We start from the raw sequence: 19,982 nt of genomic DNA, 5'->3' as shown, positions 1-19,982 counted from the left end.
TTGGTTGAATTCTCTTTCGACAAGGCAAAAAATGGAGGATTGATTTCCGTTTCCGATTCCGGCTTTTATCGCCAAAACAATAATATTTTTCGCCTAGGGGGTCATTTTTCCGTAAATGAGTGGAGGGCTTTTTGAAATCCTACGAAATTACTATCTTTAGCAATACCCAAAATAACGATGATGCAGCAAAATTTTATTGCAGGAGTGCCTTGGAGAAACGAAAAGGACTTAAGGTCGCTGGTGGAAAACAGGACCACTTACACGCTGGATGCCTGCGAGTTGAATATTTTTGAAACCCATCAGGAGGCGAAAGACGTCAACCTTGTCTTTGGGGATTTGGTGTTGACCACCATGCTGAAAGGCAAAAAGGTCATGCAGCTTTTCGACAAGCCAGCTTTCGATTACCTGCCGGGGGAATCCGTAATCGTGCCTCCAAACGAAATGATGAAAATTGATTTTCCCGAGGCCAATTGGGAGAATCCCACCCAATGCATTGCGCTTTCCATTTCCAAGGAAATGATCGAAAACACTTTTAATCTCTTGAATGAGCGATTTCCTGACAAGATGCTCACGGAGGACTGGGGATTGGATCTTTCTTGTTTTCACCTGATCAATACCCAGGATTTATCCGAAATCATCAATCGCTTTATCAAAATCGGGGTGAAGGAGCGGTCCAAGGACAAGGATGTGATTGCCTCACTGGCCCTCAAGGAATTGCTGATCCGACTGACCCAGACCCAAGCAAGGGAGATGCTCGAAAAAACCTACAAGCAGCTTTCTTCCAACAACCGACTTGCCCATGTCATTGATTTTATCAAGTCCAACATCAGGGAAAATATCAACCTTGATCAGCTCAGCGAAAAAGCCTGCATGAGTAAAGCTCATTTTTCGAGGATATTTAAAATCGAGTTGGGCATGACACCTATGGAATATGTCCTGAAGGAAAGGTTAAAGATGGCCAAGCAATATCTTAAAATTGGCGCCTTTCAGATACAGGAAGTTTGTTTTATGGCTGGCTTTAACAACATCACCTATTTCATAAGGGCGTTTAAGAATGAGTTTGGGCTTACGCCTAAGGTATATCAGGGTATGGGGAAATAGCCATACAAATAAAACACCTGAAAAAAATTTCAAAGGTGAATATTGCGCTTACTCTAAAACTATTTTTATTGAATTTGGCACAAAATCTTTATTTAGGTCCAAAAGAAACCTTTTTTTGATTTTGTCCACTTTCAATAAAATCAAAATTCAACATTCCATCAGGAAAAATCAGTTTTCAAGCCAATTTTTGATTCAAAATAGAGGAGTAAAACAAAGAGTGTGCGCCATGAAGCTGCCTTAAAAGACACCATTCAGCCCCAGCCAATCTTTATCAGTCCAGATTTCACGGGCTGATTCTGCTTTGTTAACATCCCCGTCTTGATGGTAGGGGAAAAGAGATTCCAAACATGATTGCAAATGAGGGCCTTATTCTTGATTTTTTTCATTTCACTCCATTGTCTTCTTTTTTTTGGAGTATTTTCTGTAAATGATAAAGGTGAAGAAGATAAAAACTCCTAGAAATATAACTTTTAAGATTTTGTTGCTGTCGAATCCTGAGATGATTTCAGGCATGATATCGAGTTTCGAAACGACTCTGAAAATGATCATGAGCGAGAGTGAAAGCAAGAAAAACCATTTAACTGGAGAATTTTCCATCTAATTTGACCCTATTTGAAATTTATTCCTTTTGGCAATGGTTGAAATTACGAATTGGAAAACAGTTGAAGGTGACACAGATCACTTTTTTGAGGAAAAAAAATGGAGAATCACAAGGAAATTGAGTTGCAGTTAAAGAAAAATTTCGGTCATTTTTCAGATGATTTAGTACAGGAGATCCTTGCGCATGGGGAAATCGTCTTTTTTCCTGAGGGGGAATTGATGATGGACATCGGTCAAAAGGTCGAGCAGATTCCCTTGATCGTAGAAGGGAATGTCAAGGTGTTTAGGGAGGATGAGGATGACAATGAGATTCTTCTCTATTATTTGCAACCGGGAGAAGCCTGCGCCATCACCATGATCTGTTCGGCGAGGGAAGGATTTTCGAAGATCAAAGCCATTCCGATGGAAGACACGCGTGTCATTGTTCTTCCCATCAGCAAGCTTGATGAATGGATGCCAAAATATAAATCCTGGTATTATTTTGTAATGGACAGTTATCAGGATAGGTTTGAAGAATTGCTCAAAGTCGTAGATGGGATAGCTTTCAAAAATATGGATGAGAGACTTTTGGTGTATTTAAAAAAATCGATCAAAGCCAATGGTTCTACAACCATTCACACCACACATCAGCAAATTGCACAGGAATTGAATTCCTCCAGAGAAGTAATCGGTAGGCTGCTCAAGAAACTGGAACAGAAAGGTCTGGTCAGAATAGGCCGGAATTATCTTGAGTATTTCGGAAAATAAAAAAAGCTGCCTGATCAATCAGGCAGCTTTTTTTATATCTCAAGATCGATTACAAATCCTTTTTGGCGAGATAGAAATCCACCATTTCATAATCACTGGCCTCTCTTTCGAGCATTTCTTTGACCGTCTTGGGAGGGGAGACAATCACTTTATCGCCTTCTCTCCAGTCGAGTGGTAAAGACACTTTGTGCTTGTCTGAAGTCTGAAGCGCGATCAAGGATCTTTTGATTTCGTCCATGTTTCGACCGACATTAAGCGGGTAGTACATGACCAATCTGATTTTTCCTTTTGGATCGATGAAGAATACCGCTCTCACAGCAGCAGTCTCACTTTCTCCAGGTTGCAGCATTCCATAAAGTTTGGATACCTTCATGTCAATATCAGCAATGATTGGAAACTCAAATAAGACGCCTGTATTTTTCTTTACATTGTTTACCCAAGCGATGTGGGAATGAATGGAGTCAATGCTCAGGCCGACCAGCTTGGTGTTTTTCTCGTCAAAGAAATCTTGATTCAGGGCAAAACCCGTCATCTCTGTGGTACATACCGGAGTGAAATCTGCGGGGTGAGAAAATAGGATCGTCCAACTGTCCTTGATATGTTCTGAAAATTGCATTGGACCTGTCGTAGTCATCGCTTTAAAGTCAGGAGCTGTGTCACCGATTCTAGCCAATATTATTGTGTTTTGATCTTCCATGATTGTTTTTTTTAAACTTGATACTTCAAATTTAGCTTGTCTGAAGAGAATGGAATGTGACCCAGGTCTCAATGGAATGATTTTTTTGATAGTTAAAATCTATAACCGATAGAGCAGCCTGTTCTCTTAAGCCATCTTTGATTTATGGGATTCATAATCGAAAATTTGAAATACCTGGATATACATCAAATGATTGAAATGGGCTTGTTAGTGTAAAACTCATTCTTTAAGGATAATTGGAATAGGATGTGGATGCCTCCTTTAAAACAAAAACACAAAGGTTAAAGATCTAAAAATATAATTTTAAGAATGGTAATTTTAGATCCATAAGGTGAGTATTATCGTCAGGTTAAATAATTCACAAGTTCTAAAAGAGCCTTCAAACATAAGTTTGCGATGAGGTAGAAGATCTACTACCATGTAGTCAACTAGCCGTACTATTCCTTGTTATTTAAAATAGCTGAAAAAATTTTCAATGGTTATTATGGGGTTTTAATATGTTTTTGCTATGTTTAGGAAATAATGGTAGCGAAATTTATTTATAAGTTTCAAAAACACCAAAGTTTATATGGCTGTAGTCAGTTACAATTAAACCCAATAAAGGAATCTTTTACAGAGATTCCTTTTTTTTTTCCTAAAAATTAACCCTATAATCTATAATTTTTTGTGTATTTATAAAAAACCGGTTTAATAAAGAACCTTATTTTTTGAATCGCACAAATTTTAAACGTTGATGGCTTCTAGGTAACTAGATTCTATACAACTCACGAAATTTGAAAAGGTAAAGGGCGAAATTCGAAGCAAGAAACCTGATTTGGTTCAAGATTGTTTGAGACTCGATGATTTTTTAAGGAAATATTAAGAAACTGTTAAGAAAGCTTAAATCATAGACTGTTTATTTTTGCTTTTAATCTTTCCCTAATAAATCTAAGTGGATATTCATCCCAAAGACCAATTTTGATGAATAAGGAATCGTTGGAATATCAAGTTTGAATTGTATGGGAAATTCTTTTTTTTGGATATTGAGTTTCTAAATCATTGATCTGAGGATTGCATTTTAGGGTTTATCCCTCAGTTTCAGATTGATCAGGGATATAATTCGGTAACGGCTAACCAGTCCTTGACTTTCTTTGAAATTCGAAGCATTGTGGGTGTTTTGATTTGATGGCTGGATTTGGAGAGGACCTTCAAAGAGGTAAATAGGCTTACTTACAAAGAGGATCTTGGATTCCTCCGAAAATTGGACTTTAGGATGGGAAACCACATTTTCCTTTAGTGGAGTGATCGGGATATTGGTCTTGGCGTTAAAAAAGAATAGGCAAAATTCAAAAAATCTTCTGAAAGCTATCCGTACTTTTAAAAAAAAGAAGATTGATGGATGGGTTTTGTATTTTGATTGAATAAAATGAAAAATTTAGACTTTGGGATACGATGAGGATTTTGGTGGTAGAAGATGAGCCTGGGATTTCCAATTTCCTGAAACAGGGATTGGAAGAGGAGGCATTTGCTGTGGATATAGAGGAAAATGGCAAAAAAGGGCTTGAAATGGCATTGTCGGGAAGCTATGACCTGTTGTTGCTGGATTGGATGCTCCCGGGAATGAGTGGTATAGAAATCACACGCCAGTTCAGAAAAGAATTCCCTTTGACGCCTATCATTTTTCTGACAGCCAAAGATACCGTGGATGAAACGGTATTTGGACTGCAGTCCGGAGCAAATGACTATATCAAAAAGCCTTTTCACTTCGAAGAATTGTTGGTGAGGATTCGTGTCCAATTAAGAGGGAAGTCTGTTGAGCATGAGAAATTTTCATTGGGGCCGATTACCTTGCACACGGATAAGCATCAAGTTTTCAAGGGAGATCAGGAAATCCTTTTGACTCAGAAGGAATTTGCCCTTTTGGAATATTTGATCAGAAACAAAGGAAAGGTATGCAGGAGAACCCGGATCATCGAAAGCGTCTGGGATATCCATTTTGAGTACAATACAGGAGTGATTGACGTGTTCATCAATTCCTTGCGAAAAAAACTGGGTCTACACAAAGAAGAGGATTATATCCAGACTGTCAGAGGAGTTGGATATTTAGCCAAGGAGTTATGAAACTGTCGTACACAAAACGGATTGCCTGGAGATTGACTTCAGTTACGGCTTTGATTGTCTTGATCGTTTTTGGCCTTATTTATTTTGTCGTAAACTGGACTGTGGTTCAGAATATCGACAATGAGCTGAGGCAAGAATCTGATGAACATTCCGCCCAGATTTTTTTAGCAGATGATAAAATCCGCTTCTCCCATAAAAACGAATGGGCGGAAAGGGAACACCAAGAAATCCAGTTTAATCCAATTTTTGTTGAAATCGTCAGTTTGGTTGGAGAGTCAATGGATCGGTCTCCTAATTTGAAGGACAACCATCTCCTTTTCCACAGCGAAGGCAATTTTAGAGGAGGTGGATTAAATCTACGATTGGGGGATCAAGAGGTACGTCAGATGCAGATTCCTCTCAATAATAAGGGTAAACTGGAGGGGTATCTTTTAGTGGCCACTTCCTTTGAGGATGCCAGGAGACTTTTGACCAACCTACGGAATATTCTTTTTTTCCTTTATCCATTGATTCTATTTTCTCTGTATTTCACGATGAAATACCTGGCAGCAAAGAGTATACAACCCATTAAGGAGATTATCGGCAAGGCGAATCAGATCACCCAAAACAACTTGAATGAAAGGATTCCTCAGCCGGTAGTGCGCGATGAAATTGGCCAACTTGCCCTTTCCATTAACAGTCTCCTGGCCAGATTGGAACAGGCAATCTCAAGGGAAAAGCAGTTCACCTCTGATGCTTCCCATGAATTGAGGACGCCGCTGGCAGTTTTGAAGGGAACGCTGGAAGTAACCATCAGAAAACCCAGGACAGAGGAAGAATATGTTTCAAAAATTCGAACGGGTCTTCAATCCATTGACAAAATGACCATCATGCTCGATCAATTGCTCGCACTGGCGCGAGCAGAGAAAGTTGCCAGCACCAATCAAGAAGAAATCGAGTTGACGTCCTTTGTGGAGGAGATCAAAAACCAGCTGGGATACAAAGGAAATCAAAGACTGATCATTGAGAATTTAACCGGCCAAGACGTTTTTGTCCATTCCAGTGAAAAATCACTTGAAATGGTCATCACCAATCTGATCCAAAATGCCTTAAAATATTCAGATGCTTTCCAATCCATAACCATAGCCATTGGAATGGACAATTCAGCTCCATTTATAACTGTTTCAGACAAAGGACAGGGAATAGAGGCGGCCAATATTGACAAGGTTTTTGACCCTTTCTTCCGGGAAAAATCCATGGTGGAACAAGCCATTCCTGGGACTGGACTTGGTTTGGCGATCGTCAGAAAACTCTGTCAAGAACTGAAGATTGAGATTCAAGTCCAGAGCATAAAAGACCACGGAACTGTATTCAAACTAATTTTTTGATCATTTTTTTATTTAAGTCAATCTTAAGAATTCCCTTAGAATTCCTGATGGAAAGTGTCCATAGATTTGATTCAACAAATGAATCTAGGTTATGGACAGAAGATTATTCCTTTCAAGATTAGGCGCCGGGGCAGGAGTTGCTTTGGCCGTGACATGTTTGGGCAGCTGTATGGGCGGGGCCGAACCAGATCCTTCGGGAGTCCCAGTGGATTTTACTCTGGACCTCAACCAATCACCAAACCTACAGAGCAACGGTGGCTTTATGGTTATCAGTAACGTGCTTGTGGCAAGGACAATGCAAGGAGAATATGTGGCAGCCACTGTGATTTGCAGCCATGAACAGCAAAAGAAAGTGGTGTATGATAAGGCAGGGAATAATTTCCACTGTACTGCACACGACGCTAGATTTGATATAAATGGAGGAGGTTTAAACGCCAAAGGGAGCAAAAACCTGACTGTTTACCATACCGCACTTTCGGGATCTACCCTAAGGGTTTTCTCTACCTCTCTATGAAAAGGGTTATAGTTCTATGGGTGGTGATTTTTGGATTGGTTTCAAAAGCCAATGCGCAAGACATGGACAGCCTGTTGATGTCACTCGAAGCGACATCGGAAAATGTTAAAATACCATTGTTACCTGATAAAATGATGTTTACCCAACGGGTTTTTTGGGGTGAAAAAGGGCTTTTGCGTGTTACAGGCATAATGCCTTTGACAGAGGCCAACCGTGTGAAAGAGTTGAAGATCAGAAGAACAATGTTGATTTCCCATCAAGTATTGGGTTATGCCACATTTGTGGGGATGATCGCGCAAGGCTTTGTGGGCCAGCGCCTCTATACTGGTCATGAAAACATGAAAGGCCTTCATGAAGGTTTGGCGGGAGCCGTCAACATCGGATACTTTACCGATGCGGGATTGTCTCTTTTTTCTCCACCTCCCTTGATCCATAAGCAATTCAAAGGGCTCAATTCCATCAAGGCACATAAAATATTAGCCTCTGTTCACCTGACAGCCATGATCGCTACCAATGTCTTGGCAGGAAAAGCAGAAGATCCCAAGTGGGCTCCAGTTCACCGAGCAGCTGCATTTACTGCCTTTGGAGCCTTTGCAGGTGCCATGTTTGTCATGACCTTTTGAGGTTCCAAATTCAAATAAAGACAGGTAAAGCTAGCGACTGATTATTTCTCAAAAACGCTCTTATTAGAAAACCATGAAAACAGCCTTCCTGATTGCTTATTTATTTGCTGCGATTTTATCCTTGCAGGACCATATTAACCTGAAATCCAATAAAGAGGAATCCACGCTTTCTTACACAGCTAACCATTCTCTTCATGATTGGACAGGGGTCAATTCAGTCCCGGATTGTATTATTGTTTATGATGAATCAACAGGAAAGATTCAAAAAGTCGCCGTGAGTGCAAGGGTGGCAGATTTCGACAGCCAAAATTCCAGCCGTGATGCCCATTCCTTGGAAGTTTTGGAAGCCATCAAATATCCTAAGGTTCAGTTCGTCAGTACCGAAATCACAGATCACCAAGGTGAATTGATTGTTCATGGTAATCTAATCTTCCATGGAATCGCAAAGCCTGTGACATTTGAGGCGAGCAAAACAATAAAAAATAAAAAGCTAAGCGTTGATGGTGAATTTCCAGTATCACTCGAGGAATTTATGGTCGAACGTCCAAGTTTTATGATGATCAAAACAGATGATCAGGTAAAAATGAAATTTCATTTGTCTTTCGATTTAAAGTAAAAAACCAATATAATCAGGTAAAACCATTTTTCAATGCTAAACAAGATCATTCAATGGAGTGTGGAAAACAAACTTATTGTCCTGTTGTTAACAGCGGGTTTGGTTTTCTTTGGGTTTTTCGCGCTGAGCCATATTCCAATAGGCGCTGTTCCTGATATAACCAACAATCAGGTCCAGATCATCACGACCTCCAGAAACCTGGCCACCGAGGATGTGGAGAAGTACATTACCTATCCGGTAGAACTTGAAATGTCCAACCTACCGGGAGTCAAGGAAATCAGATCCATTTCCAAGTTCGGCTTGTCTGTGGTCACGATCGTATTTGACGACAATCTCGGGACCTATCTTCCCAGACAATTGATTGCCGAAAAAATCAAAAGCGCAGAGGAAAAGATTCCGGCAGGTTTTGGAAAACCTTTTATGGGACCTATATCCACGGGATTGGGCGAAATCTATCAATATATCATTGATGTTGAACCGGAATTCAAAGATCAATACACGCTCACTGAATTAAGGACTATTCAGGATTGGACAGTTAAAAGGCAGCTTTCGGGTATTCCTGGCGTGGTGGAGGTCAATACATGGGGTGGATTTTTGAAACAATACGAGGTTGCTATCAATCCCGAACGGTTACGGGCACTCAATCTGGACTTGAGTACCGTATTTTCCGCACTTGAAGGAAACAATTCCATTGCAGGTGGGGGATATATAGAGAAAACCAATGAAACCTATTTCATCAGAGGCGAAGGCATGATCCAAAGTCTGGAGGATATTTCAAAGATCGTCGTTGACAATCGAGATGGATCGCCCATCTATGTAGGAGATATTGCCAAGGTGGGTTTTGGGCATGCCAACAGATTTGGCGCCATCACAGCCAATGGGGAAGGTGAAAAAGTCCTTGGGCAAATCATGATGCTCAAAGGGGCCGATTCGAATGCCACCATTGACTTGGTCAAAGCCAGGCTGGAAAGCATCCGGGAATCCCTTCCGGAGGGAATCATCATCAATGGATTTTTGGACAGGAGTGAGCTGATTGGGAAAACAACTTTTACCATTGCCGAAAATCTCATCTTTGGCTGTTTGATTGTTGTTTTTGTGGTGGTCTTGCTGCTAGGAAATCTTCGTTCCGGCTTGGTGGTTGCCTCGGTGATTCCATTGAGTCTGCTTTTTGCGTTGGGCATGATGTACATTTTCAAAGTGGATGCCAATCTGATGAGTTTAGGTGCGATTGATTTTGGGATTATTATAGATGGGGCAGTCATTATTGTGGAGTTTATCAGCTATAAACTTTCTTTGAACCATAGGGAGATCAATGCGCTTCCGTTGGGCCAAAGAAAAGACCGCATCGACGCATTGACGGTAGAGGGATCTTCGAAAATGATGCATTCAGCCATTTTTGGCCAGATCATTATCATCATCGTTTTTATTCCCATCCTTACGCTTTCTGGTGTGGAAGGCAAAATGTTCAGGCCTATGGCACAGGTCTTTAGTTTTGCGCTTTTGGGGACCATGATTTTGGGATTGACGTATGTACCGGTCATCTCCTCCCTGTTTGTCAAACCCGTTGATCCAAACAAAAAAAATATTTCGAACCGATTGATCGCCAGGATTAACTGGTTCTATGAGCCATCCATCAAATGGGCATTGCTGCACACAAAAATCGTTTTGGGTGCAGCCATTGGTGTTTTAGTGATTTCCGGATGGGTTTTTTCCAGAATGGGAGGTGAATTTATTCCGACTTTAGATGAAGGGGATTTTGTAATCCAGCCGGTGTTGAAAACTGGAACGACTTTAAGCCAAACGATTGCCACCACCACCAGGATAGAACAAATCCTGAAAAAATTTCCGGAGGTGGACCAGGTGGTCAGCAGAATTGGTGCTGCTGAAATCCCAACAGACCCCATGTCCATGGAAGAAAGTGATGTCATCGTCACCTTGAAGCCACCTTCTGAATGGGTCACTGTTTCCTCAAAAGACGAATTGGCGGATGCATTTAAAGAGGCACTTTCGATCATTCCAGGTCTGGATTTTGAATTTACCCAACCCATTGAGATGCGGTTCAATGAGCTGATCACAGGTGTCAGGGCCGATTTGGCCATCAAGGTTTTTGGGGAGGATCTGGAAGTTTTGAACCTAAAAGCCAAGGAAATCGAAGCTGCAATCAAGGGATTGGAGGGGGCTGCAGATGTGATCGTGGAAAAAGTCGCCGGACTTCCCCAGATGAAAATTAAGTATGACAGAAATAAAATCGCAAAATATGGGGTCAATATCAGTCAGCTCAATGACTTGGTCACGATGGGCTTTTCCGGGAAATCAGCAGGAATGGTTTTCGAAGGTGAAAAGCAGTTTGACCTTGTGGTTAGGTTTGAAGAAGGTTTCAGAAAGGAAATCGAAAATATCCAACAAGCATCGGTTAATTTACCAGACGGGACTTTTTTGCCACTAAGCGAATTCGCGGAAATCTACCTGGATAAAGGTCCGGCCAAAATTTCCCGGGACAACACCAGAAGAAGAATCGTGATTGGCGTCAATGTAAGGAATAGGGATTTGCAATCCGTAGTCAACGATATCCAGCAAATCATTCAATCAAACATCATTCTTCCAGAGGGGTATACCATTGACTATGGGGGTCAGTTTGAAAACTTGAATTTGGCAAAAGCCCGGCTGATGGTGGCCGTCCCAGTTGCGCTGGTCTTGATTTTTACGCTCCTGTACTTTGCTTTTTCATCTTTACGTGATGCATTGATCATCTATACCGCGATTCCATTCTCTGCCGTGGGAGGCATCCTTTTGTTGTCTTTAAGGGGAATGCCCTTCAGTATTTCGGCAGGTGTTGGTTTCATTGCCCTTTTTGGGATTGCAGTGTTGAATGGGATTGTTTTGATAGAGCACTTCAAAACACTCTACAGTGAGGGCCACCACGATCTATTCAAGATGATTATCAAAGGCACCAAAGAACGACTTAGGCCTGTGCTTTTGACAGCTTCTGCTGCTGCGATGGGGTTTTTACCTATGGCAATCTCAACTTCTGCAGGTGCGGAGGTACAGCGTCCTTTGGCCACAGTGGTAGTGGGAGGATTGATTTCCGCTACGTTTCTCACACTTATTGTCCTCCCGGTTCTATATGCAATGTTCTTTAAAACAAAAGAAAAAAATGAAGACCTATAAATTAACAATAGGAGTATTGGTCATAAGTGTTGGCCTTTCATTGAATGCCTTTGGACAAAGTGTGACCATAGATCTCCAACAAGCAATTGATGCTGCCCTAGCCAATAATATTGGGCTCAAGGCACAAGAGAAAATGGTCCAAAGTTCCCGAGCACTTATTCCAACGGGTTTTAACATCGAAAAAACACAGGCTTTTTACCGGCATGACCAAAACGACATTGCCGAAAACGGATTCTCCAACAGCGTCCTCGGCATCAGTCAAAATCTTCAATTTCCAACGGTATATGTTTTTCAGAAAAAAATAAACCAAGACCGATTTAGGATGCAGGAGCAAAAATATGAGATATCAAAAATCCAGGTGGTCAAGGAGGTTTCCAAAGCATATTATTCCATCATTTATTGGAAAAATCTTCAGGCCAATTACCAATATTTGGACAGTTTATACAGGCAGTTTTCGATAGCTTCCAGTAGACGCTTTGAACTTGGTGAAACCAATTACTTGGAAAAAATCACTGCACAAAGCAAGCAAAGAGAGATTGGTGTGCAGCTCGCCCAAGCAATTGAAAGCGAAAAAAACGCCTATATGGTCCTCGAACAATGGATTCAAATGGATGGTCTTGTTCAGGTTGGGGATATTCAACTTCGGGAATTGAATGTGGAAATCATCGATGTCGATGCCCATCCGGGAGTGGTTTTCTATGAAAATGCCGTAAAAATGAGTGAACACGCCATTGGTCTAGAACAACACAAACTGCTTCCGGATCTCTTCGCAGAAGTTTTCAGGGGAACCAATTCGGGTGCAAATTCCAAAGTGTATCCAGGATTTCAGGTTGGGGTTTCTTTGCCACTTTGGTTTGGTGCACAAAAAGCCAAAATCGGATCTGCGAGGACTGACAAAGAGCAGTCTCAGCTGGACAATAAAAACTTTGTGTTCCAATTAGAGAATCGCACCGAACAACTCACCATCGAGTTGAAAAAATACATGGAGGCCATTGATTTTTATGAACAAGAGGGAAAAGTATTGAGTGATCAATTGATCAAGCAAGCCAGTGAAGCCTTTAAAAATGGCGAAATAGACTTTCTTCAGTATGTCTTGTTGATTGAAAATTCTCGGAATATCCAAGTCAGCTACCTTCAAAATCTCAATCTCTACAATATGACAGTTTTGGAAATTAATTATCTAATGAATCCCTAATCATGAAAAACGATAGAAAATCATACTTCAAATCGATTTGGCTTTTTGCTTTGGCATTGGCTTTTTTACAATGTACTGGACAGAATACAGGGGAGACTTCACTTGAAATCAAGACCAACCCAAACCAAAATGAAGTGACACTCACCCAAGCCCAGTTTGAAGGTTCGGGGATGATTTGGGACAGTATTTCTTCATCGGCATTTACAGAACACATTACCGCAACTGGGATGGTCAATGTACCGGCAGAAGGTAGGTTCGATATCAGTACTTATTTTGGGGGTTACATCAAAAAAATGGAGCTTCTTGTGGGCCAAAAAGTGTCCAAAGGACAGCTTCTTTTTACCATTGAAAACCCTGAGTTTATCCAAATGCAGCAGGACTATTTGGATGCAAAGAGTCAATTGGCCTATTTAAAGAATGATTTTGACAGGCAAAAAGTGCTCATCGACGAAAATATTTCCTCAATGAAGAATTATCTCAAAGCAGAGGCGGATTATCAAAGCACCTTGGCCAAATCAGAGAGTCTTAAAAAGAAACTTCTCTTGATCAACCTGAACCCTGCCCAAATTACTCCCGAAAACATCACGTCAAGGGTTTCGGTGCTTTCACCCACTTTCGGATATGTGGAGACAGTACTGGTAAATCAAGGGACTTATCTTAATCCCTCAGACATTGCTGTCAAACTGATCAATAAGGAGCATTTGCATGTAGAATTGAATGTTTTCGAAAAGGATGCGGTGATCATCAAACAAGGTCAGCCCGTATTTTTCTCTCTTCAAGGAGGGGAAACCGAGTCCATCGAGGGAGAGGTGTTCTTGGTGGGCCAATCCGTCAACGAAAAAAGAATGGTCAACCTCCACGTTCACCTTAAAAATGAAAAAGAGGGAGAAAAACTCGTTCCGGGAATGTTCGTGGAATCCAAAATCATCATCGCTAGTCATCAGGCACTTTCATTGCCGGAAGAAAGTGTGGTGAATGTAGAAACAAAGAACTTCGTGTTGATTAAAAAAGGAATGGAAAATGACTTGATTTATCTTGAAAAAAGAGAAGTTTTGATTGGGCAAAAAAGTGGTGGGAGAGTGGAGATCTTGAATACATCCGATTTCGATGCAAATTCACAATTCCTCTCCAAAGGTGCTTTCAATCTAATTTTGAATTGATACCAGAAAACAAACTGGGTTAAGGGCCTGACAAAAGGGGGGTTGGACTATTGGTAAGAAGCCAAAAAGAATTTTTCACTAGAAAATAAAGATGATTTTTCAATAAAAACAGGCACAGAAAATTTTCTGTGCCTGTTTTTACATCCTGTCCATGTACCAATTCAATTGCTTTTCAATTTTCTGATAACTGAAAATTCGATCTATATTTTTTTGGATCCGGATAAAGGAGGTCTCACTCTTTGTGATATAGTCGTGGGCATGATGGTGCATGCAGTTTATCGCTACTTCGATTTTATCCTGTGAAGAAAGCATGACCACGGGTAGCTTGGGTTGAATTTCTTTGATTTTGTCCAAGGTTTCTATCCCGTTCATCGCTTCTTTGTCAATGCTGTCCAAATGATAATCCAAAATTATGACATCTGGATTTTGATTTAAATTGGCGATGCAGAGTGATCCGCTTTCAAAGGTTGATACTTCAAATCCACCCAACTTCTTGAATTGGATTTCCAATGACTTCAAAAACAAAGTGTCATCATCCACCAAGAATACCTTAATTGTTTTTCCAGACTCCATCTTGTGAATTGTTATTGAGTGACATAATTGCTTCTAATTCTATATAAACTTGTTCCATGATCGCTTGAAGGGAATCCACTCGTTCCTGTATTTTGTTTCTATTGGAGACATCGGCTGAATAATCTTGGATATCTGTGGCAATATCGCTGAATTTTTTATCCAATCCGATGATGAAGAAGGAAGGAATCATTTTATGTGCAAACTGATAAATTCCTTTCCAGTCTTCATTTTTCAGGCTCAGCTTTATTCCTTCGAGGTATTGGGGTGTTTGAGTAAGATAAACCGAGATTATTTCTTTTATCAAGACCTTGTCTGAGGATGTGATACTTTTCAAATATTCAAGGTTGATGAGCTTCTTTGTTGTTTTGTCTTGAGCCCCATTTTGGATATCAGTTTGGATGGGGTCTGTATTCGGTTGAAAATGAGCGACTACCAGTTCCACGATCTTGTTGTAAAGAATCTTTTCATGTATTGGTTTTGCTAAGTAATCCGTCATTCCATATTCCAAACACTTTCCTTTGTCCATCGTGGTCACATCGGCCGTCAAGGCGATGATCGGGATATTCGATTTTAGGATCTCCCGGATATGTTTTGTGGCCTCGAAACCATTCATGACGGGCATTTGCAAATCCATCAGAATGATGTCATAGGACTTGGTTTGTAGTTTTTGCAAGGCGATTTCACCGTTATCCACCACGTCAAATTCAAAACCGAATCCATGTAAAATTGTTTTGATAAGCAATTGGTTCAATGCGACATCCTCAGCTACCAAAACCTTGATGTTTTTGGTTACATCAACTGTCATTTTTATCTCTTCATTCACGATAATCTCGTCTTTGGTTTTCATTAATTTCAAAATAAAGGAGAAACTTGATCCTTGTCCTATATGACTCCTTACTTGGATGCTTCCTCCTTGGGATTCCACAAGTTGTTTTGCGATGGCCAAGCCCAATCCCGTACCTCCATAGAGTTTTGAGGTGTCGTCCGATGCTTGTTGGAAGTTTCCGAAAACGGATTTCAATTTATTTTCGGGGATTCCGATTCCTGTATCATGGACATCAAATTCCAGTGTTGCATCTTGTTCGTTTTCATCCAACAAACGCACGCCAAGCGAAATCTCACCTTTGGAGGTGAACTTGATCGCATTGCTCAAGAGATTCAAAAGAATTTGATGCAACCTGAGTGGGTCACCCAGCAATATTTTCGGGATGTTTTTATCCAGTATTTTTTTCAGAACCAAACCCTTTTCAGCTGCTTTTGGCTCGAATAATTTGAGCATACTGGTCAGGGAGTCGCGAAGATTAAAGGCTTCATTGACAAACGTCATTTGGCCACTATTTACTTTTGCCAAATCGAGGATGTCATTGATTAGCTGGAGTAAAGTTTCCCCACTTGTTTGGATGGCATCCATATACTCTTTTTGTTCTCCAGACAAATCCGTTTTCATGACCAGATTGGTGAACCCGATGATTGCATTCATGGGAGTCCTTATTTCGTGACTCATGTTGGAAAGGAATTGTTGTTTGGCAATGACGGCAACCTCTGCTTTTGCTTGTGCTGTTTCGGCGATGGTTCTTGCAGACTCCGCAGAATCCTTTGCTTTGATCAGTTCTCTCTGGATTCTTTTTTGTTCGGTAATCACTCGGGCAATGACCACTGCCCCTACCACGCTTCCCGATTGGTCATTATAGGTGGAGCCATTGAAAAGTACATCTATCAATTCTCCATCAATCAAAATTAGCGGATAATTTTTCACAAACCCTTTATTAAAAACTTCCAGGTAAATTTCCTTGGCCTTTTGGGGTTCTGTGAAATAGTGTGCAAAATCGGAATTGATAAGTTGCAAGCGGGTCTTCCCTGTGATTTTGGCCATAGCTTCATTCACATCCGTGATTTTTCCATCGGGACTGATCGTAATCAAGGGGTCCAGACTGGCCTCGATCAGACTTCGAGAATATTCGGACATTAATTTTTCTTTGGCAATAATCAGTTCCTGGTTTTTTGATTTCAGTTCTTTATTGGTCCTTTTTAATTTTTTGGTTCTGATTTTCACTGTTTTTTCCAGGAGCCGGTTTTGGTCCTTTTGAAGCTGGATTTCAGAATTCACCCCGATCCACATGCTGATTGCTCCGTTTTCATCTTTTATAGGCCTTGCCCGACTCATGTGCCATTTGTAATGGCCATTCTTGTCCAACATGCGCGCTTCTACCTCGAAGGGCTTGCCTGTGGTCACAGCGACATTCCAATTTTCGATAGTGAGAGGCAAATCCTCCGGATGGATCCATTGTTCCCAGCCGTTTGTGACCAATTCTTCAATACTTGTCCCGGTATAATCTGCCCAACTTTGATTATAATAAATGACTTCTCCATTTTGGTTGGCGTTGGAAACCTTCTCTGGCATGAGGTTGATGATCTTTCGAAACTTCTCTTCGCTAGCCCTAATTGACTTGTTTAATTCGGCTTTGGGCGTGACTTCATTGGCGATATCAATGATACCTATGATGTTTCCCTCCAGATCCCGTTGGGCATAATAGATGAAATTGAAATAAAACAACTCGGGAATCCCATTTCTTACCAATGTAACGGGCATTTCATAGGCTGTAAAGACCTCTCCTGTACGGTACACATTTGCCAGAATCTCATCAAATCCTTGCTTTGCCAAATCCGGTAAAACTGAAAACAATGATTTCCCGATTACACTGCGGTCCTGGCCCCACTGTTCCAAGATGGCATTGTTGGCGATTTCGATGATCATTTCTTCGCCTTTAAAACTGGCGATCATAAAAGGGGAGGAATGGATCAATTCACGGTATCGGTTTTCACTCTCTTCTACTTTTTTCCGCATCAAGACCTGATCTGTAATGTCATCTACCAAAGCCATCACACCTGTGATCTTCCCTTCTCCATCGCGCATGGCTTCATAGATCAGCTTGATGTAAATGTTTTCAATTTTACCTCCCCTCATGTGAGTAATTGGCAATTCTGAGGCAATGAAGGGTTTTCCGGTTTCCAACACGTTTTTTAGTCGTTCTTCAAATCCCTGGTCTTTAAAAACAGGCATCGACTCAAAAACTGGTTTGTTGAGCACCTGTTCAACCTTTTTTCCCAAAAATTTGATCATTGCCTCATTTGCAAATTCGATGACATAATCTATTCCCCTAAAAATACAGATAGCCACTGGAGCTTGTTGGAAAAGATTCTTCAAATGCTGATCTGCCAATTGGAGGGTACGTTTTATTTTAAGCTGGGCCTTCATCCGCACGATCAGCTCTTTTGCCGAAAAAGGTTTGGTGATAAAGTCATTCGCTCCAATGTCGATGCCTTGGATTTTGGAATCCTCACCTGCACGCGCAGAAAGCAGAATGACCGGAATATGGGCAGTTTTTGGATTTTCTTTAATTTCCTTTAGGAGTTGAATCCCTTCCTTGATCGGCATCATGATGTCAGACAAGATAATGTCTGGATGGCTCTGCGCTATTTTTTCGAGTGCCACTTTTCCGTTTTCAGCAGTGTGCACCCTAAACTCCGACTCAAGAATTTTTTCCAGATATGAAAGCATATCTGCATTGTCGTCCACAATCAAGACCGACTCAAGGCTATCTTCTTCAAAAATCCCCGCCGGGTAAACCGCAGAGGTGTTTTTCACCATTTTCTCTTCCAATAGGATGCGGGACTCCTCAAAAAAACCAAGTGAAGGCTTTTCCAAATTGATCGTGTGGGCGCGGTAGATCTGATCTTCTGGCAAATGTTCTTTTCCTGTGGGAATGGAAATGGTGAAAGTGCTTCCTTTGTGTAAAATGCTTTCTACCTGAATGGTGCCACCGTGTATGTGCACAAGTTCCTTGATCATGGCAAGGCCAAGTCCAGAACCTTCGTGGCTCCTGCCCAAACTGTTTTGAACCCGAAAGAATCGATCGAAAATGTTTTCCAGCTCATGCTTCGGGATACCGATTCCAGAATCGCTTACCTTGATTTTTATTTGCCTACTTTCTACATAGGCATCCACTTGAATTGTTCCGGTTAAGGTGTTTTTAAGCGCATTGGATAGAAGATTGAATACAATTTTCTCCCACATTTCCTTGTCCAAAAATACAGGATCGGTTATGGGGTCTAAATTGACAATAAACTGGAGGCCTTCATTTTCGATGACAGACCGAAAGGTACTTGCCAGGTTTTTGGTGAACAATCCAATGTCCACCTGCTCGAAATTGGCTTTCTGACGGCCACTTTGAATGAGGCTAAAGTCGAGTAGATTGTTGACCAGTTTCAATAAGCGAAGCGCATTCCGATGAGTGGTCTTTAAGCTTTCGAGATGTTCTGGACTGAGTTGGTTTTTTGAACTATTGATGATGGTTTCCAAAGGGCCCAGGATCAAGGTCAATGGCGTTCGGAACTCATGGCTGATGTTGTTGAAAAAAGCGGTCTTTGCGATGTCAATTTCGGCAAGTGTTGCGGCTCGTTTGCGCTCATCTTCTATAATGGAAGCAGTAGCTACAGATGAGGAAATTTGGGAGCAAAGCAAGTCAAAAAAGCTTTTGTAATTTCCATCGAAGCGCAATCGCGAACTGATCCCCAAAACAATAAAGCCTGTCAATTCATTTGGTTTGTTGCTGCGCAGAGGAATGATGGCGGCACTTTTGGGAGCATCTGTCCAAGGTCCTTGAGGGATATCTTCAAAACAATCTTGCAAATCTTCCTTTAAATATTGTTTTTTGGCCTGAAGGACTATGGCCAAATTCCACTTTTCACAATCGGACGCACTTCCGATTTCAATCAAAAATGGACTGATTTCTTCACCCATTCCAATCCCGGCTGTAGCGACGAGCCTGGCTTCGGATTTTCCTGCCTTGAGCAAATAGATCAAGGCAAAAGGAATGTCTTTGGGGAAATTGACAATATTGGCAGCTGCGATGACACAGGCCTCTTCAGCGAGCCGCGCTTTGTTGGCGTTTGCCGCCACGTCCCTGAGCAACATCATCCTTCGCTCACTAATAACCTGCAATCCGATTTCATGGACCGTACCGATTACACCCCCCACACCATTTGGCGCAGTAAGGTCCGGTATGGGGCTGTAAGAGACCGCAAAGTGGGTTTCTTCCATGAAGTTGTTCCTGTTTATTTCCAACATCATGTCCTCTATCCAAGTAGACGGACCTCCGTTCAAAGGGGTTTCTACATGGTTTTTGACCACTTCCCAGACTTCTTTCCAGCATTCTCGCGCACTTTGTCCCAAGGCTTTTGGGTGTTTGATCCCTAGAATGTCAATGTAGGCGTCATTGTAAAACTGAATCAATTCTTTTCCCCACCACAATGCCATTGGGAAGCGGTTGGTAAGTACGATATTGAGGGTGTTTTGTAAGCTGACAGGCCAATTTTCAGGGTTTCCAAGCAGTGTTTTTCCCCAATCGAAATTTCGGATCAATTTACCCATTTCACCCCCTTTCATGTGGGATTCAAAAGGGTCAGATGGGTCTTTAGCCATATAAAGAGTTTTAAAAAGAGTGTCTTGGACAAAAAAAGA

General features: G+C 41.3%; 13 protein-coding genes. 10 read left to right on the top strand and 3 right to left on the bottom strand.

Annotation, left to right across the window (positions count from 1 at the left end; genetic code table 11):
* Positions 1–180: 180 nt before the first annotated feature.
* Both Q7J63_RS13010 and Q7J63_RS13005 read left to right on the top strand, forming a co-directional pair.
* On the top strand, positions 181–1,101 hold the full coding sequence (locus Q7J63_RS13010) for an AraC family transcriptional regulator (protein WP_304886752.1): 921 nt from the start codon (positions 181–183) through the stop codon (positions 1,099–1,101).
* Between the two features lie 699 nt (positions 1,102–1,800).
* Entirely contained in the window at positions 1,801–2,448 is a 648-nt protein-coding gene (locus tag Q7J63_RS13005) for a Crp/Fnr family transcriptional regulator (RefSeq protein ID WP_304886716.1), read from the top strand.
* 49 nt (positions 2,449–2,497) lie between these two features.
* Here Q7J63_RS13005 and Q7J63_RS13000 read toward each other — a convergent pair whose 3' ends face one another.
* Entirely contained in the window at positions 2,498–3,145 is a 648-nt protein-coding gene (locus tag Q7J63_RS13000; protein ID WP_304886714.1) for a peroxiredoxin, read from the bottom strand.
* A gap of 1,431 nt (positions 3,146–4,576) precedes the next feature.
* Here Q7J63_RS13000 and Q7J63_RS12995 point away from each other — a divergent pair.
* From Q7J63_RS12995 to Q7J63_RS12960, 8 genes are all read left to right on the top strand, one after another.
* A complete protein-coding gene (locus Q7J63_RS12995; protein WP_304886712.1) occupies positions 4,577–5,245 on the top strand; it encodes a response regulator transcription factor in 669 nt (222 codons plus the stop codon).
* Positions 5,242–6,612, top strand: a complete 1,371-nt coding sequence (locus Q7J63_RS12990; RefSeq protein ID WP_304886710.1) for an ATP-binding protein — start codon at positions 5,242–5,244, stop codon at positions 6,610–6,612. The genes Q7J63_RS12995 and Q7J63_RS12990 overlap by 4 nt, the downstream gene beginning before the upstream one ends.
* Positions 6,613–6,703: 91 nt before the next feature.
* Positions 6,704–7,126, top strand: coding sequence for a Rieske 2Fe-2S domain-containing protein (locus tag Q7J63_RS12985; RefSeq protein ID WP_304886708.1), 423 nt, complete (start codon positions 6,704–6,706; stop codon positions 7,124–7,126).
* Entirely contained in the window at positions 7,123–7,749 is a 627-nt protein-coding gene (locus Q7J63_RS12980; protein WP_304886706.1) for a hypothetical protein, read from the top strand. Before Q7J63_RS12985 ends, Q7J63_RS12980 begins: the two co-directional genes overlap by 4 nt.
* 73 nt (positions 7,750–7,822) lie before the next feature.
* Positions 7,823–8,365: a YceI family protein gene (locus tag Q7J63_RS12975; RefSeq protein WP_304886704.1), complete on the top strand. Its 543-nt coding sequence runs from the start codon at positions 7,823–7,825 to the stop codon at positions 8,363–8,365.
* Positions 8,366–8,398: 33 nt separating this feature from the next.
* Positions 8,399–11,533 carry an efflux RND transporter permease subunit gene (locus Q7J63_RS12970; RefSeq protein WP_304886702.1) on the top strand — a complete coding sequence of 1,045 codons (3,135 nt, stop codon included), beginning with the start codon at positions 8,399–8,401 and terminating at the stop codon, positions 11,531–11,533.
* On the top strand, positions 11,520–12,728 hold the full coding sequence (locus Q7J63_RS12965) for a TolC family protein (RefSeq protein ID WP_304886700.1): 1,209 nt from the start codon (positions 11,520–11,522) through the stop codon (positions 12,726–12,728). Before Q7J63_RS12970 ends, Q7J63_RS12965 begins: the two co-directional genes overlap by 14 nt.
* Before the next feature lie 2 nt (positions 12,729–12,730).
* A complete protein-coding gene (locus Q7J63_RS12960; protein WP_304886698.1) occupies positions 12,731–13,888 on the top strand; it encodes an efflux RND transporter periplasmic adaptor subunit in 1,158 nt (385 codons plus the stop codon).
* Between the two features lie 138 nt (positions 13,889–14,026).
* Here the strand turns inward: Q7J63_RS12960 and Q7J63_RS12955 are convergent, their stop codons facing one another.
* A complete protein-coding gene (locus tag Q7J63_RS12955) occupies positions 14,027–14,461 on the bottom strand; it encodes a response regulator (RefSeq protein ID WP_019599000.1) in 435 nt (144 codons plus the stop codon).
* On the bottom strand, positions 14,439–19,943 hold the full coding sequence (locus Q7J63_RS12950; protein WP_304886696.1) for an ATP-binding protein: 5,505 nt from the start codon (positions 19,941–19,943) through the stop codon (positions 14,439–14,441). Before Q7J63_RS12950 ends, Q7J63_RS12955 begins: the two co-directional genes overlap by 23 nt.
* Positions 19,944–19,982 lie beyond the last annotated feature (39 nt).

Source organism: Rhodonellum sp., assembly GCF_030656585.1.
Lineage (GTDB): Bacteria > Bacteroidota > Bacteroidia > Cytophagales > Cyclobacteriaceae > Rhodonellum > Rhodonellum psychrophilum.
The sequence above is the reverse complement of the archived record's forward strand: the minus strand, read 5'-3'. Positions and strand labels throughout refer to the sequence as shown.

What these genes read in the sequence shown, in the direction of transcription:
- Q7J63_RS12985 (WP_304886708.1), top strand. Translation starts at nt 6,704, where the DNA reads ATGGACAGAAGATTATTCCTTTCAAGATTAGGCGCCGGGGCAGGAGTT.
- Q7J63_RS12955 (WP_019599000.1), bottom strand. Translation starts at nt 14,461, where the DNA reads ATGGAGTCTGGAAAAACAATTAAGGTATTCTTGGTGGATGATGACACT.
- Q7J63_RS13010 (WP_304886752.1), top strand. Translation starts at nt 181, where the DNA reads ATGCAGCAAAATTTTATTGCAGGAGTGCCTTGGAGAAACGAAAAGGAC.
- Q7J63_RS13000 (WP_304886714.1), bottom strand. Translation starts at nt 3,145, where the DNA reads ATGGAAGATCAAAACACAATAATATTGGCTAGAATCGGTGACACAGCT.
- Q7J63_RS12965 (WP_304886700.1), top strand. Translation starts at nt 11,520, where the DNA reads ATGAAGACCTATAAATTAACAATAGGAGTATTGGTCATAAGTGTTGGC.
- Q7J63_RS12975 (WP_304886704.1), top strand. Translation starts at nt 7,823, where the DNA reads ATGAAAACAGCCTTCCTGATTGCTTATTTATTTGCTGCGATTTTATCC.
- Q7J63_RS12970 (WP_304886702.1), top strand. Translation starts at nt 8,399, where the DNA reads ATGCTAAACAAGATCATTCAATGGAGTGTGGAAAACAAACTTATTGTC.
- Q7J63_RS12995 (WP_304886712.1), top strand. Translation starts at nt 4,577, where the DNA reads ATGAGGATTTTGGTGGTAGAAGATGAGCCTGGGATTTCCAATTTCCTG.
- Q7J63_RS12990 (WP_304886710.1), top strand. Translation starts at nt 5,242, where the DNA reads ATGAAACTGTCGTACACAAAACGGATTGCCTGGAGATTGACTTCAGTT.
- Q7J63_RS12950 (WP_304886696.1), bottom strand. Translation starts at nt 19,943, where the DNA reads ATGGCTAAAGACCCATCTGACCCTTTTGAATCCCACATGAAAGGGGGT.
- Q7J63_RS12980 (WP_304886706.1), top strand. Translation starts at nt 7,123, where the DNA reads ATGAAAAGGGTTATAGTTCTATGGGTGGTGATTTTTGGATTGGTTTCA.
- Q7J63_RS12960 (WP_304886698.1), top strand. Translation starts at nt 12,731, where the DNA reads ATGAAAAACGATAGAAAATCATACTTCAAATCGATTTGGCTTTTTGCT.
- Q7J63_RS13005 (WP_304886716.1), top strand. Translation starts at nt 1,801, where the DNA reads ATGGAGAATCACAAGGAAATTGAGTTGCAGTTAAAGAAAAATTTCGGT.